Source organism: Pedobacter sp. (assembly GCF_037719805.1).
Classification (GTDB): Bacteria; Bacteroidota; Bacteroidia; order Sphingobacteriales; family Sphingobacteriaceae; genus Pedobacter.
In genome coordinates, this window is record NZ_JBBJLZ010000005.1 from 315858 (window position 1) to 342067 (window position 26210).

The following is a 26210-nucleotide window of genomic DNA, read 5'->3' on the forward strand; positions in this document are numbered from 1 at the left end:
AAATTAATGGAAAGGGCCAAGCATTTTGTCCCAACAAAAACGCCCTTCTGCAAGCTGCAAAAGGGCGTTTAAATGAGGTAAGATGTCTTTTATAGACTTGCTAATGCATTATTCAATGTCGCGCTTGGACGCATTGCGCTAAAGGCCAGATCATCATTGGGATGGTAATACCCACCAATGTTTTCCGGCTTACCTTGTGCGTCAATAAGCTCTTTAACAATTTGTGACTCATTATCGGACAAAGCCTTAGCCAACGGAGTAAACCTTGCTTTTAGCTCTGCGTCTTTATTTTGTTCTGCTAAACCTTCAGCCCAATATAGCGCCAGGTAGAAGTGTGATCCCCTATTGTCAATCTGACCAACCTTACGTGCCGGCGATTTATCATTAGCTAAGAATTTCTCCGTAGCTAGATCCAAAGTTTCTGCAAGCACTAGCGCTTTAGCGTTGTTTTGAGTCTGACCCAAGTGCTCCAAGGAAACCGCTAATGCAAGGAATTCTCCTAGCGAATCCCAACGCAGATAGCCTTCCTGAAGAAACTGCTCTATATGCTTTGGTGCAGAACCACCTGCTCCTGTTTCAAATAGACCGCCTCCATTCATCAACGGTACGATAGACAACATCTTGGCAGACGTTCCTAGTTCCAGAATTGGGAATAGATCGGTCAAATAATCACGCAAAACGTTACCCGTTACAGAGATCGTGTCTTCGCCTTTGCGGATTCTTTCTAATGTAAATTTTGTTGCCTCTACAGGCGACAGGATGCGAATATCTAAGCCAGCAGTATCATGCTCCGCTAAATATTTCTTTACTTTTTCAATGATCTGCCTATCATGTGCTCTATTTTCATCCAGCCAGAACACTGCCGGAGTTGCCGATAATCGAGCCCTGTTCACCGCTAATTTTACCCAGTCCTGTATTGGAGCGTCTTTAGTCTGACACATCCTGAAGATATCTCCCTTCTCTACTTTCTGGTTGAAAAAGACAGTTCCTTCTGCATCAGTTACCCGAATACTTCCGTTCGCTGTTGCTTGAAATGTCTTATCGTGCGAACCATATTCTTCTGCTTTTTGCGCCATCAAACCAACGTTAGGAACTGAGCCCATGGTGGTTACATTGAAGGCGCCGTTGGCTTTGCAATCGTCAATTGTTGCGGTATATACACCTGCATATGAACGGTCAGGGATAAGGGCAATTGTATCTTGTTGTTTGTTATCTTTATTCCACATCTGGCCAGATGTACGAATCATTGCTGGCATTGAAGCGTCAACAATGACATCAGAAGGAACATGAAGGTTGGTAATACCTTTGTCGGAGTTGACCATTGCAATAGCCGGCCCATTCGCGATTGCTGCTTCAATATCAGCTTTCACTTCTGCTTCTTTTGCGTTTCCAGCAATCTTCGCATAAACATCTCCTAAACCATTTCTGGTATCTACATTGATCTCTTTAAACAAATCAGCGTATTTGTGAAATACGTCCGCAAAATAAACTTCTACGATCGCTCCAAAAATGATAGGATCAGAAACCTTCATCATCGTTGCCTTTAAATGAGCTGATAACAATACGCCAGCTTCTTTTGCTTCTGTTATCGCTAGCTCGACGAAAGATTTCAATGCCGATAGACTTAATGTCGAACTATCAATTACTTCACCAGCTTTCAATGGAGATAAGCCCTTTGGCTCAGTAACTGTACCATCAGCAGCAGCGAATTCAATCTTAAATTGTGTTGCATCTGAAACAGTAACCGATTTCTCAGATCCGTAAAAGTCACCCTCATTCATGCTTAGCACCTTGGTCTTAGATTCCGAAGACCAGGCACCCATCGAATGCGGATTTGCTTTAGCATAGTTTTTTACTGCCTTAGGCGCTCTTCGGTCAGAATTACCTTCACGTAATACCGGGTTTACAGCGGACCCTAAAACCCTTGCATACTTCGCTTTAATCGCTTTTTCCTCGTCCGTTTGTGCATTGTCCGGATAATTCGGGATTGCAAAACCCTGTGCCTGCAGTTCCGCTATTGCGTCTGCCAACTGCGGAATAGAAGCCGATATATTCGGTAACTTAATGATGTTTGCTTCTGGCGTTGTTGCCAATTGGCCTAGCTCTGCCAATGCGTCTTCAACTTTTTGGTCATCTTGCAGATACTCAGGAAAATTCGATAAAATTCTTCCGGCTAATGAGATATCCCTAGTCTCTACGTTAATTCCTGCAGAGGCAGTAAAAGCTTGTACAATTGGTAAAAGCGAGTAGGTTGCCAGCATCGGCGCTTCGTCTGTTTTGGTATAGATAATTGTTGCTTTGTTCGACATATTAATATAAATATGATTATGTAAATGAAATATGAAAGCAGATTGTTTATCAAAAAACATACTTTCGTTAAAAGCCTAAAGATAGATAAATCTAGGTATTAAAGTGTCAGAAACCTTATACTGATCCAAACAATTGATAATGCAAAATGTACTGTAGGGCATGGATGTTAACTATTAATAAGCATCCTTAAAAAACATGAAAAAACGCTTACTATTTGCCCTAACGCTAGCGAGCGTTCAACTTTTAGCCCAAAATAAAGCCGATACTACGAAACGTCTCAAAGAAGTAGTGATCAAACCTTATTTCAGTGAACAGCCGCTGATGCGTGCAACAGGGAGTATAGGTTTAATTGACCAGACGGTGCTGGACAGACAATTGTCAAGCTCGCTAGTGGCTTCAGTAAATACGGTCGCCGGGGTTCGCATGGAAGAACGTTCGCCCGGTAGCTACCGCCTATCTATCCGGGGAAGTTTGTTAAGATCTCCATTCGGCGTCCGCAATGTGAAGATTTACTTTGATGATTTTCCTTTAACTGATGCAGGTGGAAATACCTATTTAAATTCCTTAGACATTGCCGCAGCCGGACAACTTCAGATCCTGAAAGGTCCGCACGGAAGTATCTATGGTGCAAACTCAGGTGGCGTGATTTTAGTGAATCCACAATATCCTACAGATACCACGCAGGCGAGCTTGAGGCTTGAGGGTGGAGCCTTCGGATCCTTTCATGAAAATGCAAATATCGCCCAGCAGTTCAACAAATACTCGATCAGTCTAACCCAGGCTTACCAGCGAAGTGATGGGTATCGGGAGCACAGCAATATGGACCGCAAATATTTTCAATTGCTTCAGAAGCTGAATTACACTAAGAATGCAAATGTGAAAGCACTCCTATTCTTTTCAGATCTGAGTTACAATACCCCGGGTGGTTTAACGGCCGCACAATTCCAGGAAAACCCCCGGCTATCAAGACTGGCAACTGCTTTTACCAAAAGTGCTATTGAGCAAAACGCGGGAATATATAGCAAAACGTTATACGGGGGCATCTCCAACACATGGGACATCAGCAATCACTTTAAACATGTCATCTCTATATACGCAACACATACGGATTTTGAAAACCCATTCATAACCAATTATGAAAAGCGCGATGAAAAGACACTTGGTCTCAGGTCGTACTTTGAATACAACACGAAAGTAAAGTCATCCAATATCAAACTTAATGTGGGTGTGGAAAGTACACGAACAGGCACAGACTTTGAAAACTACGACAATAATTTTGGTGTTCCGGGAGCAGTCCAGGCAATTGACGACTTAACAGCAAAGTCAAGTTTCGCCTTCGCCCAACTTAGTTTCGATGTACTCGACAAGCTTCTTGTGGAACTCTCTGCCAGCGCAAATCTAAATAAGTACGATTATGAAACTTTACAACCTACACCGATACCAGAAAGCACCAGAACCTTTGATAATCAGATCTTACCTAGATTCGCCCTCTCCTACCTTGCAACTTCAGATCTAACATTAAGAGGATCTATCAGCAAAGGCTACTCGGCACCAACAACAAGTGAGGTGAGGCCATCAAACAATGTAATTAATCTTACCCTGGAGCCTGAGTTTGGATGGAACTATGAAACCGGTTTCCGACTACAGGTACTGCAGAAGAAATTATTCCTTGATGCAACCGGATTCTATTATAATCTTAAAAGTGCTATTGTAAGGCGTGTAGACGAAAACATGGCAGAATTCTTTGTTAATGCCGGCGGCACTAAACAGTGGGGATTAGAAACCTCCCTCTCGTACTGGCTACTCTCTTACAAAACTTCTGGTTTAATAAGAGCTGTTCAAATCAGAAATGCTTATACACTGAGTCGCTTTAAATTTGTTGATTATATCGCAACCAATACAGACTTCTCAGGAAATGAATTAATAGGTGTTCCGAAGGCAGTAGTGGTGAGCAGTGCGGATGTTCAATTACCGAAAGGCGTGTACTTATTTGTTCAGCACAACTATACCAGTAGTATTCCATTAAACGACGCAAACACGGCTTATGCACGAAAATACCACCTCATACAAGGCAAAGTTGGCATAAAACAGCTTATGATTGGCAAGATTCCCTTTGAAGTATATGGGGGTGCAGATAATATTCTAAATCAGAAATATAGTTTAGGTAACGATTTAAACGCTGTTGGAAACCGATACTTTAATGCAGCAGCAACGAGAAGCTTTTACGGCGGAATTGCTGTAAAAATATAATCCATTATAAAGGATTTCTCCTATATTTATTCTCTATAAACACATGAACATGAACAATAGAAATCTTTTCGGCTTACTTATATTAGCCTTATTCCTCTTAACTAACACTGTTTCCGCACAGAAAAAAAGGGTACTTGTATTTTCGAAAACTGCGGGCTTTAAACATTCTTCCATAGCTGTCGGAGTTGCCGCGATTCAAAAGCTGGGCACTGAAAACAAGTTTGAAGTAGACACAACCACGAACTCTGCCTTATTTACAACTCAAAATTTAGAAAAGTATGGCGCAGTTATCTTTATGAATACAACAGGTGACGCATTGAATGATGAACAACAAAAGACTTTTGAGCAGTTCATCAATTCAGGTAAGGGATTTGTAGGTGTGCATTCCGCTACTGACACAGAGTATGGATGGCCATGGTATGGCAAACTGGTTGGCGCCTATTTTGTTAGTCATCCGGAACAGCAGATGGCAACATTGAATGTGGTTGACAGAAAAACTATCGCTACTAAACACCTTCCTGAAGTTTGGAAACGTAAAGATGAATGGTATAATTTTAAGGAAATAAATCCTGACATAAAGGTATTGATCACTATTGATGAGACCAGTTACAAAGGTGGCATTAATAAAGACAAACACCCAATGGCATGGTACCATGAATTTGATGGTGGTCGTTCCTTTTACACGGAACTTGGGCACGTGGAAGAATCTTACTCAGACCCTTTGTTTCTGTCACATTTACTAGGCGGGATCAAGTATGCCTTAGGTGCCAAAATGACTTTGTAATTTAGTTTTATTTCGCTCATTATAGGCCCCTAATAGGGTCGCAAATTACAAGGACCTAACAGGGACGTAACAGGGAGGTAACAGGGACTTAACAGGGACAAACTCCCTTTGAATTCCCTGTTACCTCCCTGTTATTTCCGTGCTACCATTGAGCCACCTGAAACCCTCTTTTAAACCAGCTAAGAACCGATAAAAAACAACCCATTATTTGGCCGGGCAATTGCCTGATTTAGTTGACATTTAAAATTAAAAACCACTAAAATCATGAGAAAATTAGTCTTAACATTACTAGCGGCATCGTCGCTTCTGGCTGCCTGTAATAGTGAGGAAAAAACTTCTGAAACAACGGACAGTTCAGTCGCCGCTGCAGTTGATACCAATAGTGTTCAAACAGCGCAGGCTTTCAGTGACGGGTGCTACACTTACATAAAAAACAGAGATACCGCTTCGTTAACTTTAAAGGTTGCCGGCGAAGAAATTACTGGTGATCTTAATTACAAGTTATACGAAAAGGACAGCAACAAAGGAACCATAGCCGGCGAAATCAAAGGCGATACAATTATTGCTGAATATGACTTTTATTCAGAAGGTGCACGGTCTATTCGGGAGCTAGTCTTCCTGAAAAAAGATGGAAAGCTTTACGAAGGATTCGGCGATGTGGAAACGAAAGGAACTAAAACCGTTTATAAGAACAGGGCTTCCTTAAAGTTTAATGGAGGTTTAGTATTTGACGCGGCAGACTGTAAATAGACTAACAGTTTTCAAACCTCTCCCAGAATCCGTCGACAGGCAATTTTGCGAAAATGTTGACGGGTTCTTTCTTTACGGGATGAATAAATTGTAATCTCCGGGCATGTAAGCATATGCTGCCCTTCCGCGAGCCTCGAGGATAGCCGTATTTATTATCGCCTACTATTGGAGTTCCGAGTGTTGACAACTGAACCCTGATCTGGTGAGATCTACCAGTAAGCGGATCCACCTCTATAAGATAATACCCACCTAGCTCGGTTATCAAACGGTAACTTAACTCAGCACGCTGACTTCCTTCTACTTCTGCTTTGTGCGGTGTAACTACATTCTTCTGAGGGTTTTTGACCAACCAGTGTACAAGGGTTCCAGATATGTTTTCGGGTTTGTTTCTTACCACCGCCCAATACGTCTTTTTAACTTCTCTGTTTTTAAAGATCGCATTCATGCGCTCTAAAGCCTTACTTGTTTTTGCAAAAAGTATAACCCCACTAACAGGACGGTCTAATCGATGTACCACCCCTAAAAAGGCGCTATTAGGCTTATTATATTTAATTGCAAGATACTTCTTTACTTGTTCGTCAAGAGGCTCATCACCCGTCTCATCCACCTGTACAATATCACCCGCCTTCTTGTTGATTGCGATCAGGTGATTGTCTTCGTAAAGGACGTCTTTATCGGTTACAGGCATTAGTATTGTTCTTTCTCGTTAGGAAAATCTTTACCTTTTACATCGTTAATATAAGATTTTGCGGCACCAAGAATCCCGTCGTATAAGTTAAGATACTGACGTAAGAAGCGTGGTTTAAATCCTTTGGTTAAACCGATCATATCATTAACGACAAGCACCTGACCATCGCAGTCTGGACCAGCTCCAATGCCAATTGTCGGAATATTCAGGCTAGCGGAGACCTCTTTTGCAAGCTTGGCGGGAATTTTTTCCAATACCACACTGAAACACCCCAACTCTTGAAGAGCCAATGCATCTAATTTTAATTTTTCCGCTTCCGCTTCGTCCTTTGCTCTTACTGTATAGGTGCCAAATTTATAAATTGATTGGGGAGTAAGGCCAAGGTGCCCCATGACTGGTATACCCGCAGTGATGATTCTGGAAACCGATTCTGCGATTTCAGTTCCTCCTTCCAACTTAACGCCATGTGCACCGGATTCTTTCATGATCCGGATTGCAGAATTTAAAGCCTCCTTAGAATTGCCCTGATAGGAACCGAAAGGTAGATCAACTACAACGAATGCTCTTGTCGCACCTCTTACTACTCCCTGAGCATGATAGATCATCTGGTCAAGAGTGATAGGTAAAGTGGTTTCATGTCCTGCCATGACATTTGAGGCAGAATCCCCAACAAGTAACACATCCAAACCTGCATCGTCAAGCACGCTGGCCATTGAAAAATCATAGGCGGTAAGCATAGCGATCTTTTCCCCTTTATGCTTCATCTCCTGAAGAATATGGGTTGTTATGCGTTTTACTTCTTTATTAACAGACATGGCATTTCGTTTTGTGTGAGCAAACTTAGTAGTTACAATTCGATATTCAGCCATTGGCTATTAATTTTGCAATAATCACGACGTATTGAAGCTTGATCTGGTTACCAGTTCATCCGGGCTTTAATAGTTAAAAAAGCATTTGTTTTGATCTTTAGAACGTGTATCTTTGTACTCCGAAATGAAGGGGTTATTTAACAGCATATTTGTTAACAACATCGGCGGCATCCACGTCGCATATCCATACCCATTTCTCTCTTTTTTCTTAACAATTATTTTCTTTTATCCCAACTTCCATGACTAACTACACAAAGTTACCTGCGATCTTGTTACTTGCCGATGGCACGGTATATTATGGCAAAGCTGCTGGAAAGATCGGTACAACGACCGGTGAAATTTGTTTTAATACTGGGATGACCGGTTATCAGGAGATCTTTACGGATCCTTCCTATTTCGGTCAGATCATGGTTACCACAAATGCACACATCGGTAATTATGGCATCCATACTGATGAAACCGAGTCTGAAAGCATTAAAATTGCAGGGTTGGTTTGTAAAAATTATAATATTGGATTCAGTCGCAAGGAAGCTTCTGAATCGATTCAGGACTACTTTCAGAATGAAAACATTGTAGGTATCTCTGACATAGACACCCGTTCTTTAGTTCGTCACATCAGAAATAAGGGCGCTATGAACGGTATTATCTCCTCTGAAATTACTGATCTAGATGAACTGAAAGCAAAGCTATCAGAAGTACCTTCAATGGATGGCTTAGAACTGTCATCTCAGGTATCTACTAAAGAAGCCTATTATTACGGCTCTCCGGAAGCAAAATACAAGATTGCTGCCCTTGACCTTGGTATCAAGAAGAACATCTTAAGGAACTTCGATAACAGAGATATTTACGTTAAAGTATTCCCTGCTAAAACCACTTTTGAAGAGATGAATGATTGGGGTGCTGACGGTTACTTCATATCTAACGGCCCGGGTGATCCGTCGGCTATGCCTTATGCGATTGACACCGTTAAAGAAGTTTTAGCTGCTGATAAACCAATGTTTGGCATCTGTTTAGGTCACCAACTTCTGGCTGAAGCAAATGGAATAGGAACTATGAAAATGTTTAATGGCCATAGAGGCTTAAACCACCCGGTAAAAAACATTATCAAGAATCATTGCGAAGTTACTTCACAAAACCATGGCTTCGGCGTGGTGCAAGACGAGGTAATAAACTCTGATAAAGTTGAGATCACTCACCTTAACCTGAACGACCAATCTATAGAAGGGATCCGTGTTAAAGGTAAAAAAGCTTTTTCAGTGCAGTATCACCCGGAGTCTTCTCCTGGTCCGCACGACTCAAGATATCTGTTTGATGACTTCATCGACGTAATAAAGGGCGACCTAGCCTGGTAATTAAAAAGAAGTAACTTAGGTTACTTCTTTTTGTTTAAACCTAATCACATTCAAATCATGGAGAGAAAAGAGGCGATCATCAGCGTCAAAAACCTTGTAAAGAAGTATGGTGATTTTACAGCCGTTAAGGGCATCACTTTCGATGTTTATGAGAATGAGATCTTTGGTTTACTTGGTCCAAATGGCGCTGGTAAAACAACGACGCTGGAAATCATTGAAACACTGAGAGAGAAGACCTCTGGTGAAATCACTGTTAATGGCTTTTCGGTTGACCATGATGCCAATAAGATTAAAAGGATCATTGGTGTGCAATTGCAGGCCGCTGGATATTATCCTAATTTGAACCTGGTCGAATTGTTAGAACTTTTCTCCGGCTTATACGATGTGAAGATCTCACCGATGGAAATGTTGGCAAAGGTAAACCTACAGGATAAAGCGAAAGCAAAGTATAAGGCGCTGTCGGGCGGGCAAAAGCAGCGCTTCTCCATCGCTACTACGCTCATCAATTCTCCTAAAATTATATTTCTAGATGAGCCTACCACAGGTTTGGATCCTCAGGCGCGCCGTAATCTGTGGGACCTGATCATTGAGATCAGAGCAGCAGGCACTACGGTAGTCCTTACTACGCACTACATGGATGAAGCAGAGCAACTTTGTGACCGGGTGGCCTTTGTGGAGCGTGGTGAGATTATAGTTTTGGATACCCCAGACGCTTTGATTGACAACCTCGTGAACAGTGGATTTGAGCGTAAGAAAGAAGTGAAGAAAGCCAATCTGGAGGATGTTTTTATCCACATGACTGGCAAAGAGTGGAGAGCAGATAATTAAACAAGAATAATGACCAAGCCTTATAGTAATATAAACGCGACGCTGGCACTTGCTAAAGCAAGTTTCCGTTCCATCATGCGCAGCCCCTCGGCTGTTGTATTTACCCTAGCATTTCCACTGATATTTATCCTGGTTTTTGGCTTTCTTGGTGGTGGAGGTATAAAGGTAGACCTTGCAGTTTCGTCCACATCTGATCTGCAAAATCCTGTGATCAAAGCGCTAAGGAAGACAAGCGTCATCCACCTGATTACGGGTAAAGATGCTGCGGAAATAAGAGAAGCTTTGGAAAAGGGCAACTATGCTGCCGTAATAGACGTACAAAAAAATGCGGCTGGCACACCTGCTTATCTTGTCAATGTGCAGTATACCTCGGCTTCCATGGATAAGGGGAACATCCTGAAATCAGTGTTGAACAACGAACTTTACAGCCTGAACGCTAAGGGAGTTACTCCTTCTATTGCGGCTTTAAGAGAAAGTACTTTAAAAGGGCGAACCTATAGAACGATCGATTTTATTTTACCAGGTCAACTTGGATTCTCTTTGTTAAGTACCGGAGTGTTCGGGACGGCCTTTGTATTTTTTAGTTTGCGTCAGAATCTGGTGATTAAGCGGTTCTTTGCCACGCCAGTAAAGAAATCAAGTATTGTCTTTGGTGAGGGTATAGCAAGAATCGGATTTGCGCTTCTAGGAGCAATCTTCATTATTGTTGTCGGACATTTCTTCTTTAAGTTCACGTTAATACATGGAGTGGTAACCGTTTTGAATATGCTTGTTCTTGCCTTCATTGGCCTGGTGGTATTCATGGGATTCGGATTCGTGGTCTCCGGAATGGCGAAGAGTGAAAGCACCATCCCACCTATCTCAAACATTATAACGTTACCTCAGTTTTTGCTATCGGGTACCTTTTTTTCCATTGACAACTTTCCTACCTGGCTACAGCCAATTAGTCGGGCTCTACCCCTCACTTACCTTAATGACGCCATGCGAAAGGTGGCTTTTGAAGGAGCAGGTTTATGGGACGTTAAATTTCAGGTAATGATCCTGATTATTTGGGGCATAGGGATATATGCTATAGCGGTAAAAGTTTTTAAGTGGGAATAGTCCCCTTTTTAAAATTTATTATAACTTTGAGTATTGCCCTGGTAATTGTACATTTTACACTAAGGCTTTTTACAAACAAAATATAGAGAAAAATGAGTTTAATAATTGATGTTCGTGCGCGCCAAATACTGGATTCCCGCGGCAATCCTACAATCGAAGTAGATGTAATTACAGAAAATGGTATCCTTGGTCGTGCTGCAGTACCTTCTGGTGCTTCAACAGGTATGCATGAAGCAGTTGAGCTTCGTGACAATGATAAATCTGTGTATATGGGTAAAGGCGTCTTAAAAGCCGTTGCTAACGTAAACGATAAGATTGCCGATGAGCTAAAAGGGATGGATGTATTTGAGCAAAACGCCATTGATAGCCTGATGCTTAAATTAGACGGTACTGAGAACAAAGGAAACCTTGGTGCAAACGCAATCTTAGGTGTTTCTTTGGCTGTAGCTAAAGCTGCTGCTCAGGAAAGCCGTCAGCCTTTATACCGCTACATTGGCGGTGTTAATGCTAACATTCTTCCTATTCCGATGATGAACATCGTTAATGGTGGATCTCACTCTGATGCACCTATCGCGTTCCAGGAGTTTATGATCATGCCAGTTGGCGCATCATCATTCTCTGAAGCTTTAAGATGGGGAACTGAAGTTTTCCATACCTTAAAAGCGATTCTTCACGGTAGAGGCCTTTCAACGGCTGTAGGTGATGAAGGTGGTTTTGCACCAACTTTCGACAGCACTGAAGATGCAGTAGAAACGATTATTCAAGCAATTGAAAAAGCGGGTTATAAGGCAGGAGAGCAGATTTTTATTGCATTCGACTGTGCAGCTTCTGAGTTTTACAAAGACGGAAAATACGATTATACTAAGTTTGAAGGCGATAAAGGTGCAATCCGTACCAGCGCTGAACAAGCAGAATATCTTGCTCAACTTGCTGAGAAATACCCGATCATCTCTATTGAGGATGGTATGGATGAGAACGATTGGGATGGCTGGAAACTTTTGACTGATAGAATTGGAGACAAAATTCAGTTGGTAGGTGATGATTTATTTGTTACAAATGTAACACGTTTACAATCAGGTATCGATAAAAAAATCGCCAATTCTATACTTGTTAAAGTTAATCAAATTGGTACTTTAACAGAGACTATCAATGCAGTTAGTTTGGCTCAGTCGAATGGTTTTACATCTGTAATGAGTCATCGTTCTGGAGAAACTGAAGATACTACGATTGCTGATTTAGCCGTTGCGTTGAATTGTGGTCAGATCAAAACTGGTTCTGCTTCACGTTCTGACAGGATAGCAAAATACAATCAATTGCTACGTATTGAAGAGGAACTTGGCACAACTGCGCGTTTCATCGGTAAAGACTTCAAATACTTCAAAAAATAGATCTACTTAGGTCATTATGTAAAACCCCGGAGCTAAGCGCTTCGGGTTTTTTTTGTTTGTTCTTTTTTTGTATCTTCCCTCATAATTAACCAGATATGAAGAAAATAATGCTCTCGCTACTTCTGCTGTCGTTAACGGCTGGAAGTGGATTTTCCCAATTGTTGAACCTTCCAAAAGGAAAAGTTTTCGAGATCACCACCCATATTACTGACAAAGGGACTTACAAAAGCAACGAACTAAACACCTATTCCTTTAGATCACAGGGTAAAGATGCGAATGGTAACTTCATACTAGAAACGCGAATAGTAAAATCTCAGATTCATGATTCTCAAACCCAAGAGCGACAACTGAACACTGATTCTGTTAGAAAGACATAGCTTAACTCCACAGGCCCGCTATTTCCACTAGCCATGCTAAATAAACCATTCAAAGTGATAGTAAGTCCACAGGGTAAGTTAATTGCTGTTGAGGGGGTAACGGAAATACTAAGCAGCGAGTTGAAAAACTGGGTAATCAAGCCAGACATTCAACAAACCATCTTTGACAACGCCAAAAGCTTCGATCAAACAATTGCAGGTTTGTTTTATAAGGCAGATGCCAATAAATCTTCTATTTCCGCAGAACAGAAACCTCAAAATACAGATGCTCCTTTTACATTGACCAATAAAAATACATCAACGGTGACTATGCAGGCGTCCAAAGTTACAGAGCAGTCAAAAGAGCACACAAAATATGTTATAGAGCTAAACAGCGGGCTTATTAATAATGGTCTTACGACAACCGAAAGTGTTGTTGAGAATAGTCCGCTACCTTTAGCAGCGAAGAAAGTGGATATATCATCTAGCAGAAAACAGTCGCTGGGAGTTGGTCAGCGGCGAAAAGCTATAGATACTGCATGGATCAATTATGCGGTAAAGCTTAGTTACTGGAGCGATGCTTATAAAAAGGGAGCAGAGTACGATTCGGCTAAAGTCTATCAGTTGTTAAAAGTTAAGGACCATGGAATTTTCAGCGACCGTTATTTTGCAATCCGCCGTTTAAATGCCGTTCAAGGTCTACGTAGCGATCACTCTTATAAAATTTATGATAGTTTATTAATCTTAACACCCAATGCAATTTTAAAAGGTGATTATAGTCACTTGCACAATAAATTGGGTACCTCTCTTGAAAAATTAGGACCTGATTCTGCATACGAAGTGAGCAAATACGCAATTGAAACAGATGCATTTGACCAGTGGATACAACATTCCTTCTCTCAAGCTTTTAATGTTTCTCAGGACGATATCAATGAGAAAAGTGAGCGTTTAACAAAAAGTTTTAAACTCTTAGATCTGTTTAAAGGAAACAAAGGAGCGAAGTACCAGCAGATGACCACTCCGCTTTATCTCTGGGCCAATGTACTACGAAATCCTGCAGATACCCTTGGAATAATTACAGCAGGGAATTCCTTCCTCCAGATGAGTGATGACAACATGAAAGCCGGGAATGGCGGGAGGTATTCTCTATTGATATGCCAAAGGCTGCTAGCGGCTAAGCAAAATACTGAAGCCTCAATACTCTTGGATGCGACGATCCAAAAGCTAGAGCGTTATACATCTGACACCTTAAATAAGGATCGTTATGCCCATCAAAATATGCTTGCAGGTGCTTATTATTTAAAGTCTGTCACTGCTAGCGCATCCGGGGATCCCGAACATGTAGCCTATCTTGCAAAGGCGGCAAAGTACTCACCCACAAGTCCCAAAGAAAAAGCACATTCTAGCTTCTACGATCGTGTGTTTTTAAAGACCAAAGAAAGCTATAAGGAAGAATACATGGAAAAGATGCTGAGCTCTGGTAATGAAAAGGAAGGCCTTAAAATGTTTATCGAAAGCATCAATGCCATGCCAGAAAATATTGGAGAAATGCAAAAACTTTTTAAGCAGAAGTTTCCGGATAAAGGTTTTAAACCATTCTTCAACGAAGAGATAGTCAATACTTGGGTTACCGCACCTTCTTTTGTGGTAAAAGGAGTCGACGGCAAAGAATACAAGCTTGGAGACTACAAGGATAAATGGCTGGTTATTGACTTTTGGGGAACCTGGTGTAGCCCATGCAGAGAAGAGATGCCTATTGTAAATAAGTTTGGTGTAGACGTAGCCGAAGGCAAACATCCAAATGTTTCGTTTTTAAGCGTAGCCTGTAGTGACACTGAATCGAAGGTCAAAGCATATCTGGCGGAAAACAAGTTTACTATGACAGCAGCAATGTCTGACGGCCAAATAGAAAGAAAGTATGAAATAACCGGCTATCCCTCAAAAATTATCATTTCCCCGCAAGGTAAAATGATTAATGTCGGTTTTGGCAAAGATTGGCAAGCCATCATAAAAAGCTTCAGCACGCTTTAGCGCTAAAGATATCTTTATATCAATATATCATTATATATTTGTTTCTATGAATCGCCTACTAGAACTTTTTCGCAATGAGTATTTCCTAAGTGTAGGGGCGTTCGTGGTATGGATGTTATTCTTCGACAAGAACGACATCATTGCGCAATATGAATTCAAGTCGCAGGTTAACAAACTACAGGAAGAAAAAGATTTCTATGTAAAAGAGATTGAGACGGTTAAGAAAGACTTAAACGAGCTGAATACCAATCTTAACACTGCTGAGAAGTTTGCTCGCGAGAAGTACTTTATGAAGAAAGACAATGAAGATGTTTTTGTTATTGTAAAGGAAGTAAAGGCGGATTAAACCTCTCCATTTCTTTTTCTAAAGAACCATTCCAGGGTTAACAGCGATATGATCATCGCGAACAACCATTTGTAATTGATCAACTCTTCATACTTCCTATTTTCATAGCTAAGTGTCTTAATCTGCTCATTACTTTCAATATCACGAGCTATCTTCGATAGGTCTCCAGGCATGTACATTTTACCATTAGAGGTAGAAGCCATGGTACCAAGCAGCTGGTGGTTGGCAATTGTCTGTTGGTATTCTGCCACGATATTGTTTACATAAAACATACCCGACGCTTGAAATGGCTTACCACCAAAGTTAGTAGCCGCTGAGTAGGTATAATTTCCTGGAGGCAACGTTCCGGCATCTAACTGATAAGCAGCTTCGGTTCTTGAAAACAGAAATTTGTATGCTTTACCACTCTCGTTCTTCATCTGAATATTCACATCCGGCCTATTCACTGCAACGTAGCTGTCATTGTACAATACAGCATTGATGTTGATACTCTCGTTCTCATCATATGTATTTTTTACAGTGTACGCTTTAAACTTTCTTTTGTCGTCCTTTACGGAAAGATATTGAACGGATTTCAAAATCAAGCTATTGGTTACGGATTCAATCGCCCCATTTAGCGCCTCTCCAAGCTTCCATTTATAAATCCCCTCTCCAATCATATACGCTGCCTTTTTCCCTTTATCGGCGCTAAATAGCATCTGAGGATATTGTGTTTTTACCCTCCCAATCCTTTGAGTTAGTACAATGGAGGCTTCTTCATTAACCGTGACCGTACCAAATGGAGCCAATAGCGGATCAAAACTTGCTATATTTTTCACCTCGGTTTCACTAATATTGAATGCGGTAAAGTCAGGGTTGGGTGTTGCAAAGGTTTCTTGTAATGCGCTTGCGTTCCCGCTATAAGTGACACCCTTTTGAAACTGATTAAAAGCTGTTAAATTACTTTGAGCGCCTAAGACGTACCAGGTGGAGGTATTGCCCTCCTTAAGTCTATTTAAAAAGGCTAGCCCAACATTGGAGGCCGCAGGCAACTGATACAGTATGATCAAACCGTAGTCTTTAGGGTTCAAGGCATTCAAGTCCTCAGCAAAAGCCACTTTGACTTCATAACGATCGTTGCTGGCAATGGCCTGCTTAAACACTGAAATATCAGGATGAGGCGCAGCAGCGGCAATCAATACCTTCTGTTTTGCATCGATGACATCCACAAAAAGATGCTGACTATTATTTTTGACCGAAATTTCGTTAGGCAGCGGATTAAGAGTGATCGTATACTTTTGAAGCCCTAATTTTGAAGCCTTAATCTTCACCGCCAAAGTTTTTACAAACGGGTTAGCATTAATAGAGACTGTTTGTGTTTGCAGGTCCTTTCCATTCTGTGCTACTTTCAACACCGCCTGTGAACCTTTGCTTTCGAACGCCTGAACCTGAACCTCAGCCGTAAACTCATTGTCCAAATAGACAATGTCATTGCTATTCACATTTGCGATCACCAAATCCTTCTTAGGGATAGTGTCCCCTAATGCAATGGTATAGACCGGTGCCTTTAATTTGTTCAGGTCATACAAAGGGCTACCTCCCCGGTTGAATATCCCGTCGCTTGCTAGGATAACCGCACCCACGTTTCTGTTCAAATGCTCGTCATTTAGTTTCGCAATGAAGCTTGCAGCATTGCTCATCTTACCTGTATATTTGAAATCGAACCCAGACCGCACAGTGTCAGCAAAATTGTAGATCTTCACCTCAAACTTACTGCTCAGCTCGTCGGATAAAGCCTTCAAATCATTTTCATATCGGGCTTGGTCAAAGCCGGGAGGTTTAATGGCGCCTACTGATATAGAGTTGTCTTGTCCGATGATTATGACCGGCTTCTCAAGCTCATAAGAAATGCTTCGCAAGAGAGGGAAGAACAGTAGAAAAGCTATTGTTGTAATAATCAACGCACGTGTCGCCGCCAACCCATAACGCGTATTCTTGTTAAGATGTTCCGTGTTTCTATAAAGCAGCCAGCCTAATGAAAGCCCTACAAGCAAACAACCAAACAAGGCCAATACGGTATATACTGTTAGGGAATCGCTCATATGTCTGAAAGTAAAGATGCTAAAAAAGCGCTGAAAATGTCCAGCGCTTCTTAAAACTTTTACAGAATAGATATACTGCTAAAGCATACCACCGCATACCGACAGAACTTGTCCAGTCACGTAAGCGCTCATATCTGAAGCTAAGAAAACGCATACATTAGCAACATCTTCTGTCTCCCCAGCTCTTTTCAGAGGAATACCATCTTCCCAGCCTTTAACTACCTTAGGATCCAATACCTCAGTCATTTCTGTTCTGATAAAGCCAGGAGCCACTACGTTGGTCCGGATATTTCTTGAGCCTAATTCTTTGGCCAGTGATTTGGAAAAGCCGATGATACCTGCCTTTGATGCGGCATAGTTTGCTTGACCCGCGTTTCCAGTTATACCGACAACTGAGCTCATGTTTATTATAGAACCTTTACGCGCTTTCATCATGACTTTTGAAGCAGCCTTACAAACATTAAATACCGACTTCAGATTAACATTGATAACGTCATCCCATTGCTCCTCGCTCATGCGCATCAAAAGGCCGTCTTTTGTTATACCTGCGTTGTTAACAATAATATCTAAGGCACCAAAATCGGCGACGATGTTATTGATCAACACTTCTGCATCTTCAAACTTTGAAGCATCAGAGCGATAGCCTTTAATTTGGGTACCAAAAGCTTCCAGTTCAGTCACCAATGTTTCGCCTTTTTCAACCGATGAAAGGTAAGTGAACGCCACATTAGCTCCATGTTCAGCAAATTTCTCTGCAATCTTTCGTCCAATTCCTTTTGACGCACCAGTGATCAGTGCTGTTTTTCCTTCTAATAACTTCATTTATATCTATTACTTGGTTGAATACTTTATTAAACTCCTGGCTCCTGCTGACTTAGGCAATGGAAGCTTCCCAATCCCCAGATGATATCTGTTGAGTCAATGCCAACGACTTTGCGATCAGGAAAGACACTTCTTATGATTTCCAGTGCCTGGTTATCGTTTACGTCTCTAAAAGTAGGTACTATTACTGCAGCATTCGAAATGTAAAAATTTGCGTAGGATGCAGGTAGACGTGTATCTTCATGGATAACCGGAGAAGGCATTGGTAGCGTAATGATATTTAAAGGCTTACCATTTGGCAAGCGCATTTCCCTTAACGCTGCAAGATTCTCATGAAGGAGAATATAGTTATCATCTAAAGGGTTGCTTTCTACAACGGTGAGTACGGTGTCTTCATTTACAAAACGCGTGATGTCATCAATGTGGCCATCCGTATCATCCCCAACAATGCCGTCACCTAGCCAGAGTACTTGTACAGCACCGTAACACTCCATCAGGTATTCTTCAATTTGTTCTTTAGATAAGTGTGGGTTTCTATTCTTATTTAAGAGGCATGCAGTGGTTGTTAAGATCGTTCCGGCGCCATTGAACTCTACAGAGCCGCCTTCCATAACAATTCCAGGATTAAACACCGGGATATCGAGATGATCTGCGATGAGCGTTGGAATGATATCATCCTGTTCAAAGGGCGGATACTTACCTCCCCAGGCATTGTATCCCCAATCAACAATCACTTTTTTCGATTCTGCGGATGGGTTTATTAAAAAAGCAGGGCCATGATCCCGGCACCATGCATCATTGCTTGGGTTGAAATAGAATTCGATCTGATTCAGGTCGACATCCTGTTCCTTAAGTTTACTAATGGCAAATGATTTAGTTTCCTCATCATTTATATTTATTCTCACCTTTTCACCTTCCGAAACGGCTTTAATAAACTGACAATACGGTGTATAAATCGTGTCTATTTTCCCTGGCCATGACTCTTCCTTATGCGGCCACGTTAACCAGGTAGCGTCGTGCTTAGCCCATTCCGCTGGAAACCGATATCCTGCCTTCTTAGGCGAATGATCAAATAGATTCGTCATCTATATATCTTTTGGTGATTTGTGCATAACTATCTATACGTCTATCTCTTAAAAAAGGCCAATGTGTCCTGTAGCTGTCAGATTTAGACATATCAAGTTCAACAACCTTAAGTTCTTCTTCATTGTGTGAGGCCTGGTATAGAATAGTTCCGAAAGGATTGGAAACGAATGATCCTCCCCAAAATTCTACTCCAGCCTCTTCGCCAACACGGTTAATACTAACGACAGGTATGCCATTAGCTATAGCATGTGAGCGCTGAATGGTTTGCCATGCATTGTATTGTTCAGTATTTGTAGGAAGATCCTGGCTCATAGCCCATCCTATAGCGGTCGGGTATACTAAGAAATCGGCGCCCATAAGCGCGGTTAGTCTTGCCGCTTCCGGATACCATTGATCCCAGCAAATCAGTACTCCTATCTTAGCATATTTCGTTTTAAAAACTTTATAACCAAGATCTCCGGGTGTAAAGTAGAATTTCTCATAAAAGCCAGGATCATCTGGAATATGCATTTTACGGTACTTTCCAAGGTAGGTTCCATCCGCATCTATGACTGCGGTTGTATTATGGTAAAGACCCTCAGCCCGCTTTTCGAACAGAGAAGCTACAATTACTATATTCAGTTCCGCAGCCACGATAGATAATGCGTCGGTTGAAGGTCCTGGAATGGTTTCAGCTAACTTGAAATTGTCGTAATTCTCTTCATCACAAAAGTAAAGAGAGGTAAACAATTCTTGCAGACAGACTACCTGTGCTCCGAGCGCTGCAATTTCCCTGATCTTAACGATTGCCTTATCAAGGTTTTCCTGTTTATTATTGGTACAACTCATCTGCACCAATCCAACTTGTACTTTAGCCATTGTTTGTCAACAAATATTTTGTGGTAAAGTTAGCCAAAAAAACTAAACTGGCATGGATGGTTAGAAGGGGAATGAATGAATTTATGGCTCAATGGCGAATAACTGCTGATACTCAACTTGCAACTGGAATAAACACAGTGCGCAAAGACACCCATCATGCTGTTCACTTATATACTGCATTTCGTTGAGTGTTAACTGAACCACACTACACTGGCACTTGGTGTAAGAATTTGCCTTACACTCAATCGCTGAACCGCAGCGTTCACAAGGGATTATCTCATGTTTTGTCATCTCTTATACAAAGATACAATACCGGGCCAGCATCTTCTTTGAAGCAATACTTTATTACACTATCATTAAAAAAGGCTGGCCTGATATACATCTTGGCCAGCCTTAACATTATATTTGGCTAGAAAGGTTATCCTGAACAGCTGATACAACCATCTTCCATTGAACAAACCGGACCTTCAACGATCTCTTCAGCGCTTTGCTCGATGTGTGCCGGAATTACGGGCTCTAGATTTTTACCAGCTTGATTTTCTACTGTAAATTTAACTGCTTGAGAAGCGGCTTGAGTACGCAAGTAGTACATTCCTGTTTTCAACCCTTTCTTCCAGGCATAGAAATGCATAGAGGTAAGCTTTGAAGTATTTGGTGCATTGATAAACAAGTTTAGTGATTGAGATTGACAAATATAGGCTCCCCTATCAGCAGCCATATCAATGATGCTTCTCATTTTGATCTCCCAAACTGTTTTATATAATTCTTTGATGTAGTCAGGAATCTCAGCAATGTCCTGGATCGAACCGTTAGCTAATATAATCCGATCTTTCATTTGTGGAGTCCAGAGGCCTAAGGCCACAAGGTCTTTTAACAAATGTTTATTTACTACAATGAACTCACCACTCAACACCCTTCTTGTATAGATATTTGAGGTATATGGCTCAAAACATTCATTGTTACCAAGAATTTGCGAAGTCGAAGCGGTTGGCATGGGAGCAACCAATAACGAGTTATATACTCCATCTTTTACCACTTTTTCACGCAATGTTTCCCAATCCCAACGGTTACTATCAGGAGTAACGTTCCAAAGGTCGAACTGGAATTTACCTTCCGACAATGGAGATCCTTTAAACGTTTGATAATGACCGTTCTTAACCGCTAAATCGTGTGAAGCAGTCATCGCTGCAAAGTAGATCGTTTCAAAGATCTCTTTGTTAAGGATTTTAGCACCTTCACTTTCAAAGGGCAAGCGCATTAATATGAACGCATCAGCTAGTCCTTGCACACCTAGACCTACTGGTCTGTGACGCATGTTGGAGTTTCTGGCCTCTTCTATTGGGTAATAATTATGATCGATGATTTTGTTCAGGTTCAAAGTGGCCTGGTAAGTCACGTCATATAATCTCTGGTGGTCAAACTCCCCGTTCACTACGTATCGAGGTAAAGCAAGAGATGCTAAATTACAAACAGCAACCTCATCTTTAGAGGTATATTCGATGATTTCTGTACATAAGTTGGAACTTTTGATGGTTCCAAGATTTTGTTGATTGGATTTGCTATTGGCAGCATCCTTATACAATAGGTATGGTGTTCCGGTCTCTATTTGTGAATCCAAAATAGCGAACCAAAGTTCTTGTGCTTTAATAGTTTTACGTGCTCTTCCTTCTCTTTCATAACGCTCATATAAAGCATCGAATTCTGCACTATGGCAATCTGATAGGCCTGGTGCCTCATCTGGTGAGAATAGACTCCAATCGCCATTTTCTTCCACCCTTCTCATGAATAGGTCACACACCCAAAGCGCGTAAAACAAATCACGGGCACGAAGTTCTTCTTTACCATGGTTTTTGCGGAGATCAAGGAAGCTAAACACATCAGCATGCCAAGGCTCAAGATAAATGGCAAAAGCACCTTTACGTTTACCTCCACCCTGATCTACATAACGAGCAGTATCATTAAATACCTTTAGCATGGGAACAATGCCATTACTTGTTCCATTGGTGCCCCCAATGTAAGCCCCTGTAGCGCGAATGTTGTGAATACTTAAACCGATACCACCTGCGCTCTGAGAGATTTTCGCAGTCTGTTTTAATGTATCATATATTCCTTCAATACTGTCATCCTGCATGGTTAACAAAAAGCAGGAAGACATCTGAGGTTTAGGGGTTGCAGCATTGAACAACGTCGGAGTTGCATGGGTAAACCAACGCTCACTCATTAGGTTGTAAGTAGCAATTGCACTCTCGATATCTTCTTTATGAATACCAACAGATACACGCATAAACAAATGTTGCGGACGCTCAACAATTTGACCGTCAACTTTCAATAAATATGATTTCTCAAGAGTTTTGAAACCGAAATAGTCGAATCCAAAGTCTCTGTCATAAATGATTGTACTGTCTAACAGGTCAGCATGCTCCTTAATTACTTTCCAAACATCGTCTGCAATTAATGAAGAAGGCTTACCGGTTTTTTCATCGATATAGTTATAAAGCATCTCCATAGTTTTGGAGAAAGACTTTATGGTATTTTTATGTAAGTTAGATACCGCAATCCGAGAAGCAAGTAAGGCGTAATCCGGATGCTTTGTAGTTAGAGAGGCAGCAGTTTCGGCTGCCAGATTATCAAGCTCTGAAGTGGTAACACCATCGTAAAGGCCTTCGATTACTTTCTTAGCAACATCGATAGGGTCTACAAGCTCAGCGTTAAAACCGTAACATAGCTTCTCAATACGAGCAGTTATCTTGTCAAACCTTACCGCTTCCTTGCGGCCATCTCTTTTTAATACAAACATATTTTCAGGGTATTTTCTTATGTAAACTTGTTAATTATAGGATGCAGGGTTTAGAAATCATCATCTAAAGAGAATGCCGAAGCCTTGTCTTCAGTTGAAGTTAATACACCACTTTTCTGATAATCTCCAACACGCTTCTCAAAGAAGTTTGTTTTTCCTTGCAGAGAAATCATTTCCATGAAGTCGAAGGGATTGCTTGCGTTATAAATTTTCGTATAACCTAATTCCCCTACCCACCTATCAGCTACGAATTCGATGTATTGCGACATTAGTTTTGCATTCATACCGATCAATGCAACTGGCAATGCATCTGTAATGAATTCTTTTTCAATCTCTACAGCGTCTTTTATAATTGCATGAACGGCTTCTTCTGTCAGCTTGTTTTCTAACATGCTATATAGCAAGCAGGCAAACTCGCAGTGCATACCTTCGTCTCTCGAGATCAACTCATTGCTGAATGTTAGACCTGGCATCAAGCCACGCTTTTTAAGCCAGAATATAGAGCAGAAGCTTCCACTAAAAAAGATACCTTCTACTGCTGCAAAAGCAACAAGGCGCTCAGCAAAGTTCCCACCTTCAATCCACCTTAGTGCCCATTCTGCTTTTTTCTTAACGCAAGGAACGGTGTCTATGGCGTGGAATAACCTATCTTTTTCTTCAGGATCTTTAATGTAAGTATCGATCAGCAGTGCATACGTTTCCGCATGGATATTCTCCATCATAATCTGGAAGCCATAGAAGCAACGTGCTTCAGGCAACTGTACTTCACTCATGAAGTTGACAGCAAGGTTTTCATTAACAATACCGTCACTCGCTGAAAAGAAAGCTAGAATATGGGAGATGAAATGGCGTTCTCCGCTATTTAATCCGTCCCAGTGTTTCTGGTCATCAGAAAGATCTATTTCTTCCGCAGTCCAGAAGCTAGCTTCGCTCTTCTTGTACATCTCCCAAATGGCTGGATATTTAATCGGTAGAAGGACAAACCTGTCCTTGTTTTCTTTTAAAAGTACTTCTTCTTCTTGCATTAGCCACAGAGTTTAAATAGTAAATGATGTTAGCTTCGTCCTTTAATAATTACAGTAGCCCATGAAACCATATTTATTGATGAAGACCTTAAAGGCTTGAAACCTCGTTAACCTTAAGCAATTAAATACTAAACACTTAACTAAAAATTTGTGTGTATTTATTAAAGAACCTTACTAAAACAAATATAGACTATGAGGCCTTTTATCTGGAACAAAGTTGTTAACAACCCCTTCCAATTCTGTGTTTAAAAGATCAGATTTTAGTCATAATCAAGCTTCAAAAAAGCTAATTATTTCTTTTTAAGGGATTAGAGAAACGTTTAAATTGTTAATAATTTTAAATAACTGACTAAGTCGTCAAGTTAGTTAGGATTCGCCCTCTGGTGATTGATAGCTAATCTCTACACGGGACTGTCCTTTTTTAAAGAAACCCAACTCTTTAGCTGCAGATTCAGAAAGATCAATCATATACTTTCTAGAGTGAGGACCGCGATCATTGACTGTTACATCAACGGATTTGCCATTATTTAAGTTAGTAACGGTAACGACGGTACCGAAGGGAAGTGTGAGGTGAGCAGCTGTTAATTTTTTAGCACGGTATCTGGTTCCACTCGTTGTCCTTCTACCCTCAAATTTTCTGGCATAATAAGTAGCGAGACCTGTCTTAAGAGAAATTTTAGAGTTCGTTGTGACTGCTGGTTCAGGAGTTGAAACGGTGCTTGCAGCCGAGATATTTGATACAAGTTCTTCTGTGGAGTTCTGAGCTAAACCCAAAGAAGAAATAAGCATAACGCATAAAAATAAACAATACTTCATATTTATTATGGTTGGTGAGCTGGCAAACATAACAAACATAAGTACTTATAAAGAAAATGCCCGGGAAGTTCTTCCCGGGCATCATGCAAATTTCAAGAGATTTAAATTTATTTCTTGTCAGGAACAAAACTCATAGAGACAGAGTTTACACAGTTCCTAGTATTCTTAGCAGTGAACCCTTCACCAATAAAGACATGACCTAAATGCGCTTTACAATTAGCACAAACGATTTCAGTACGCGAACCATCTGCATCCGGCACTCTAACAACAGCCCCCTTAATCTCGTCGTCAAAACTCGGCCATCCACAATGCCCATCAAATTTAGACTCCGAACGATACAAAGCTGCGTTACATCTCCTGCAAGTGTAAGTTCCTTTCTCCGTGTTATTTAACAATGTTCCTGTGCCAGGATACTCTGTCCCTTTACGTACAATTACATCTTCTTCTTCTTTGGTTAATTTATTCCACTCCATAGTCTTGGTTGTTTTTTTAGGGTCTTGTTTTTTCGGGCTCTGTGCACAGGCTGTAAAGGCTGTTATCAAAAACAAGCCGACTACTAATAATAATTGATTGATTGATGTGCTCATGTGTACGCTAATTAGTCGCTCTAATATACGGATAACGTTTCTATAGAGTTTTAAAGCACTGCCATGCAATTGTCAGCAAATAAAAAGGCCCTGATGATTAGATCACCAGAGCCCTTCAACTTATGCGAAAATCTTATTATTTTTTTAACAAGGCAACCATAGCTTCACCAATTTCAGCAGGGCTTTCAACAACAGTGATTCCACATTCTGCCATAATCTTCATTTTTGCAGCAGCAGTGTCATCAGCACCGCCAACGATAGCACCAGCGTGACCCATTCTACGACCAGCAGGAGCAGTCTGTCCGGCGATAAAGCCAACAACAGGTTTAGTACCATGTTCTTTTATCCAATAGGCAGCTTCAGCTTCCATCCCACCACCAATCTCGCCAATCATGATGATACCTTCAGTTTCAGGATCATTCATTAACAATTCAACGGCCTCCTTAGTTGTTGTTCCAATGATTGGATCTCCACCTATACCGATTGCAGTTGTAATACCTAAACCAGCCTTTACTACCTGGTCAACCGCTTCGTAAGTCAATGTTCCTGATTTTGAAACAACACCTACAGTGCCTTTTTTAAAGATAAAACCCGGCATGATACCGATTTTAGCCTCATCAGCTGTGATTACTCCCGGACAATTGGGACCGATTAGACGACAATCTTTATCGGAAATATATTCTTTTACCTGAATCATATCCTTGGTAGGAATACCTTCAGTTATACAAACTATAACTTTAATACCAGCTTCAGCAGCTTCCATGATGGCATCTGCAGCAAAAGCGGGTGGAACAAAAATGATTGATACATTGGCGCCAGCTTGATCTACCGCATCCTTAACTGTATTAAATACAGGCCTGTCCAAGTGGACCTGACCACCTTTGCCAGGGGTAACACCACCAACAACATTGGTTCCATACTCAATCATCTGAGCAGCGTGATAACTACCCTCGGTTCCTGTAAATCCCTGAACTATAACTTTTGAATCTTTATTTACTAAAACACTCATGTATCTTTAATTTTGATGCAAACTTATATAAAATTGTTATGATAAACAATATTATCCTGGGGCCGTTTGAAAGAAC

General features: G+C 41.0%; 23 protein-coding genes. 10 read left to right on the plus strand and 13 right to left on the minus strand.

Annotated features, from left to right (window positions below; translation table 11 throughout):
* Positions 1–89 precede the first annotated feature (89 nt).
* Positions 90–2309: an NADP-dependent isocitrate dehydrogenase gene (locus WKF66_RS17850; protein ID WP_489675846.1), complete on the minus strand. Its 2220-nt coding sequence runs from the start codon at positions 2307–2309 to the stop codon at positions 90–92.
* 196 nt (positions 2310–2505) lie between these two features.
* Between WKF66_RS17850 and WKF66_RS17855 the strand changes: the two genes are divergently transcribed.
* The 3 genes from WKF66_RS17855 (at position 2506) to WKF66_RS17865 (ending at position 6094) form a co-directional block, all read left to right on the plus strand.
* A complete protein-coding gene (locus WKF66_RS17855; RefSeq protein WP_489675847.1) occupies positions 2506–4560 on the plus strand; it encodes a TonB-dependent receptor in 2055 nt (684 codons plus the stop codon).
* 49 nt (positions 4561–4609) lie between these two features.
* The gene (locus WKF66_RS17860) at positions 4610–5344 is read left to right on the plus strand and encodes a ThuA domain-containing protein (protein WP_489675848.1); all 735 of its coding nucleotides are present in this window, start codon (positions 4610–4612) and stop codon (positions 5342–5344) included.
* A 264-nt stretch (positions 5345–5608) separates the two neighbouring features.
* A complete protein-coding gene (locus WKF66_RS17865; RefSeq protein ID WP_489675849.1) occupies positions 5609–6094 on the plus strand; it encodes a hypothetical protein in 486 nt (161 codons plus the stop codon).
* Between the two features lies 1 nt (position 6095).
* Here the strand turns inward: WKF66_RS17865 and WKF66_RS17870 are convergent, their stop codons facing one another.
* Positions 6096–6782, minus strand: a complete 687-nt coding sequence (locus WKF66_RS17870) for an RluA family pseudouridine synthase (protein WP_489675850.1) — start codon at positions 6780–6782, stop codon at positions 6096–6098.
* Positions 6782–7597, minus strand: a complete 816-nt coding sequence (gene panB, locus WKF66_RS17875; RefSeq protein WP_489675851.1) for a 3-methyl-2-oxobutanoate hydroxymethyltransferase — start codon at positions 7595–7597, stop codon at positions 6782–6784. Before panB ends, WKF66_RS17870 begins: the two co-directional genes overlap by 1 nt.
* Positions 7598–7890: 293 nt before the next feature.
* Between panB and carA the strand changes: the two genes are divergently transcribed.
* The 7 genes from carA (at position 7891) to WKF66_RS17910 (ending at position 15053) form a co-directional block, all read left to right on the plus strand.
* Complete coding sequence (carA, locus tag WKF66_RS17880; protein WP_489675852.1) at positions 7891–9003, plus strand: glutamine-hydrolyzing carbamoyl-phosphate synthase small subunit; 1113 nt, start codon at positions 7891–7893, stop codon at positions 9001–9003.
* 57 nt (positions 9004–9060) lie between these two features.
* A complete protein-coding gene (locus WKF66_RS17885; RefSeq protein WP_489675853.1) occupies positions 9061–9831 on the plus strand; it encodes an ABC transporter ATP-binding protein in 771 nt (256 codons plus the stop codon).
* A gap of 9 nt (positions 9832–9840) precedes the next feature.
* Entirely contained in the window at positions 9841–10932 is a 1092-nt protein-coding gene (locus WKF66_RS17890) for an ABC transporter permease (protein WP_489675854.1), read from the plus strand.
* Between the two features lie 92 nt (positions 10933–11024).
* Positions 11025–12320: a phosphopyruvate hydratase gene (gene eno / locus WKF66_RS17895; RefSeq protein ID WP_489675855.1), complete on the plus strand. Its 1296-nt coding sequence runs from the start codon at positions 11025–11027 to the stop codon at positions 12318–12320.
* A gap of 95 nt (positions 12321–12415) precedes the next feature.
* On the plus strand, positions 12416–12697 hold the full coding sequence (locus WKF66_RS17900) for a hypothetical protein (protein WP_489675856.1): 282 nt from the start codon (positions 12416–12418) through the stop codon (positions 12695–12697).
* Between the two features lie 33 nt (positions 12698–12730).
* Entirely contained in the window at positions 12731–14707 is a 1977-nt protein-coding gene (locus WKF66_RS17905) for a TlpA family protein disulfide reductase (protein WP_489675857.1), read from the plus strand.
* A gap of 46 nt (positions 14708–14753) precedes the next feature.
* A complete protein-coding gene (locus WKF66_RS17910) occupies positions 14754–15053 on the plus strand; it encodes an FtsB family cell division protein (protein WP_489675858.1) in 300 nt (99 codons plus the stop codon).
* Here the strand turns inward: WKF66_RS17910 and WKF66_RS17915 are convergent.
* From WKF66_RS17915 to sucD, 10 genes are all read right to left on the minus strand, one after another.
* On the minus strand, positions 15050–17134 hold the full coding sequence (locus WKF66_RS17915; RefSeq protein ID WP_489675859.1) for a hypothetical protein: 2085 nt from the start codon (positions 17132–17134) through the stop codon (positions 15050–15052). The genes WKF66_RS17910 and WKF66_RS17915 overlap by 4 nt on opposite strands.
* A 78-nt stretch (positions 17135–17212) precedes the next feature.
* Entirely contained in the window at positions 17213–17956 is a 744-nt protein-coding gene (gene fabG / locus WKF66_RS17920) for a 3-oxoacyl-[acyl-carrier-protein] reductase (RefSeq protein WP_489675860.1), read from the minus strand.
* 29 nt (positions 17957–17985) lie between these two features.
* Positions 17986–19041, minus strand: coding sequence for an agmatine deiminase family protein (locus WKF66_RS17925; protein WP_489675861.1), 1056 nt, complete (start codon positions 19039–19041; stop codon positions 17986–17988).
* A complete protein-coding gene (locus tag WKF66_RS17930; protein ID WP_489675862.1) occupies positions 19025–19900 on the minus strand; it encodes a carbon-nitrogen hydrolase in 876 nt (291 codons plus the stop codon). The genes WKF66_RS17925 and WKF66_RS17930 overlap by 17 nt, the downstream gene beginning before the upstream one ends.
* Positions 19901–19981: 81 nt before the next feature.
* The gene (locus WKF66_RS17935) at positions 19982–20191 is read right to left on the minus strand and encodes a cysteine-rich CWC family protein (RefSeq protein ID WP_489675863.1); all 210 of its coding nucleotides are present in this window, start codon (positions 20189–20191) and stop codon (positions 19982–19984) included.
* 127 nt (positions 20192–20318) lie between these two features.
* A complete protein-coding gene (locus tag WKF66_RS17940; RefSeq protein ID WP_489675864.1) occupies positions 20319–22697 on the minus strand; it encodes a ribonucleoside-diphosphate reductase subunit alpha in 2379 nt (792 codons plus the stop codon).
* A 50-nt stretch (positions 22698–22747) separates the two neighbouring features.
* Positions 22748–23722: a ribonucleoside-diphosphate reductase small subunit gene (locus WKF66_RS17945; protein WP_489675865.1), complete on the minus strand. Its 975-nt coding sequence runs from the start codon at positions 23720–23722 to the stop codon at positions 22748–22750.
* A gap of 366 nt (positions 23723–24088) precedes the next feature.
* Entirely contained in the window at positions 24089–24538 is a 450-nt protein-coding gene (locus WKF66_RS17950) for a septal ring lytic transglycosylase RlpA family protein (protein WP_489675866.1), read from the minus strand.
* A gap of 107 nt (positions 24539–24645) precedes the next feature.
* Positions 24646–25125 carry a methionine-R-sulfoxide reductase gene (locus WKF66_RS17955; protein WP_489675867.1) on the minus strand — a complete coding sequence of 160 codons (480 nt, stop codon included), beginning with the start codon at positions 25123–25125 and terminating at the stop codon, positions 24646–24648.
* Positions 25126–25261: 136 nt separating this feature from the next.
* Positions 25262–26134, minus strand: coding sequence for a succinate--CoA ligase subunit alpha (gene sucD, locus WKF66_RS17960; protein ID WP_489675868.1), 873 nt, complete (start codon positions 26132–26134; stop codon positions 25262–25264).
* Positions 26135–26210 lie beyond the last annotated feature (76 nt).

What these genes read in the sequence shown, in the direction of transcription:
- WKF66_RS17850 (WP_489675846.1), bottom strand. Translation starts at nt 2,309, where the DNA reads ATGTCGAACAAAGCAACAATTATCTATACCAAAACAGACGAAGCGCCG.
- WKF66_RS17855 (WP_489675847.1), top strand. Translation starts at nt 2,506, where the DNA reads ATGAAAAAACGCTTACTATTTGCCCTAACGCTAGCGAGCGTTCAACTT.
- WKF66_RS17860 (WP_489675848.1), top strand. Translation starts at nt 4,610, where the DNA reads ATGAACAATAGAAATCTTTTCGGCTTACTTATATTAGCCTTATTCCTC.
- WKF66_RS17865 (WP_489675849.1), top strand. Translation starts at nt 5,609, where the DNA reads ATGAGAAAATTAGTCTTAACATTACTAGCGGCATCGTCGCTTCTGGCT.
- WKF66_RS17870 (WP_489675850.1), bottom strand. Translation starts at nt 6,782, where the DNA reads ATGCCTGTAACCGATAAAGACGTCCTTTACGAAGACAATCACCTGATC.
- panB (WP_489675851.1), bottom strand. Translation starts at nt 7,597, where the DNA reads ATGTCTGTTAATAAAGAAGTAAAACGCATAACAACCCATATTCTTCAG.
- carA (WP_489675852.1), top strand. Translation starts at nt 7,891, where the DNA reads ATGACTAACTACACAAAGTTACCTGCGATCTTGTTACTTGCCGATGGC.
- WKF66_RS17885 (WP_489675853.1), top strand. Translation starts at nt 9,061, where the DNA reads ATGGAGAGAAAAGAGGCGATCATCAGCGTCAAAAACCTTGTAAAGAAG.
- WKF66_RS17890 (WP_489675854.1), top strand. Translation starts at nt 9,841, where the DNA reads ATGACCAAGCCTTATAGTAATATAAACGCGACGCTGGCACTTGCTAAA.
- eno (WP_489675855.1), top strand. Translation starts at nt 11,025, where the DNA reads ATGAGTTTAATAATTGATGTTCGTGCGCGCCAAATACTGGATTCCCGC.
- WKF66_RS17900 (WP_489675856.1), top strand. Translation starts at nt 12,416, where the DNA reads ATGAAGAAAATAATGCTCTCGCTACTTCTGCTGTCGTTAACGGCTGGA.
- WKF66_RS17905 (WP_489675857.1), top strand. Translation starts at nt 12,731, where the DNA reads ATGCTAAATAAACCATTCAAAGTGATAGTAAGTCCACAGGGTAAGTTA.
- WKF66_RS17910 (WP_489675858.1), top strand. Translation starts at nt 14,754, where the DNA reads ATGAATCGCCTACTAGAACTTTTTCGCAATGAGTATTTCCTAAGTGTA.
- WKF66_RS17915 (WP_489675859.1), bottom strand. Translation starts at nt 17,134, where the DNA reads ATGAGCGATTCCCTAACAGTATATACCGTATTGGCCTTGTTTGGTTGT.
- fabG (WP_489675860.1), bottom strand. Translation starts at nt 17,956, where the DNA reads ATGAAGTTATTAGAAGGAAAAACAGCACTGATCACTGGTGCGTCAAAA.
- WKF66_RS17925 (WP_489675861.1), bottom strand. Translation starts at nt 19,041, where the DNA reads ATGACGAATCTATTTGATCATTCGCCTAAGAAGGCAGGATATCGGTTT.
- WKF66_RS17930 (WP_489675862.1), bottom strand. Translation starts at nt 19,900, where the DNA reads ATGGCTAAAGTACAAGTTGGATTGGTGCAGATGAGTTGTACCAATAAT.
- WKF66_RS17935 (WP_489675863.1), bottom strand. Translation starts at nt 20,191, where the DNA reads ATGACAAAACATGAGATAATCCCTTGTGAACGCTGCGGTTCAGCGATT.
- WKF66_RS17940 (WP_489675864.1), bottom strand. Translation starts at nt 22,697, where the DNA reads ATGTTTGTATTAAAAAGAGATGGCCGCAAGGAAGCGGTAAGGTTTGAC.
- WKF66_RS17945 (WP_489675865.1), bottom strand. Translation starts at nt 23,722, where the DNA reads ATGCAAGAAGAAGAAGTACTTTTAAAAGAAAACAAGGACAGGTTTGTC.
- WKF66_RS17950 (WP_489675866.1), bottom strand. Translation starts at nt 24,538, where the DNA reads ATGAAGTATTGTTTATTTTTATGCGTTATGCTTATTTCTTCTTTGGGT.
- WKF66_RS17955 (WP_489675867.1), bottom strand. Translation starts at nt 25,125, where the DNA reads ATGAGCACATCAATCAATCAATTATTATTAGTAGTCGGCTTGTTTTTG.
- sucD (WP_489675868.1), bottom strand. Translation starts at nt 26,134, where the DNA reads ATGAGTGTTTTAGTAAATAAAGATTCAAAAGTTATAGTTCAGGGATTT.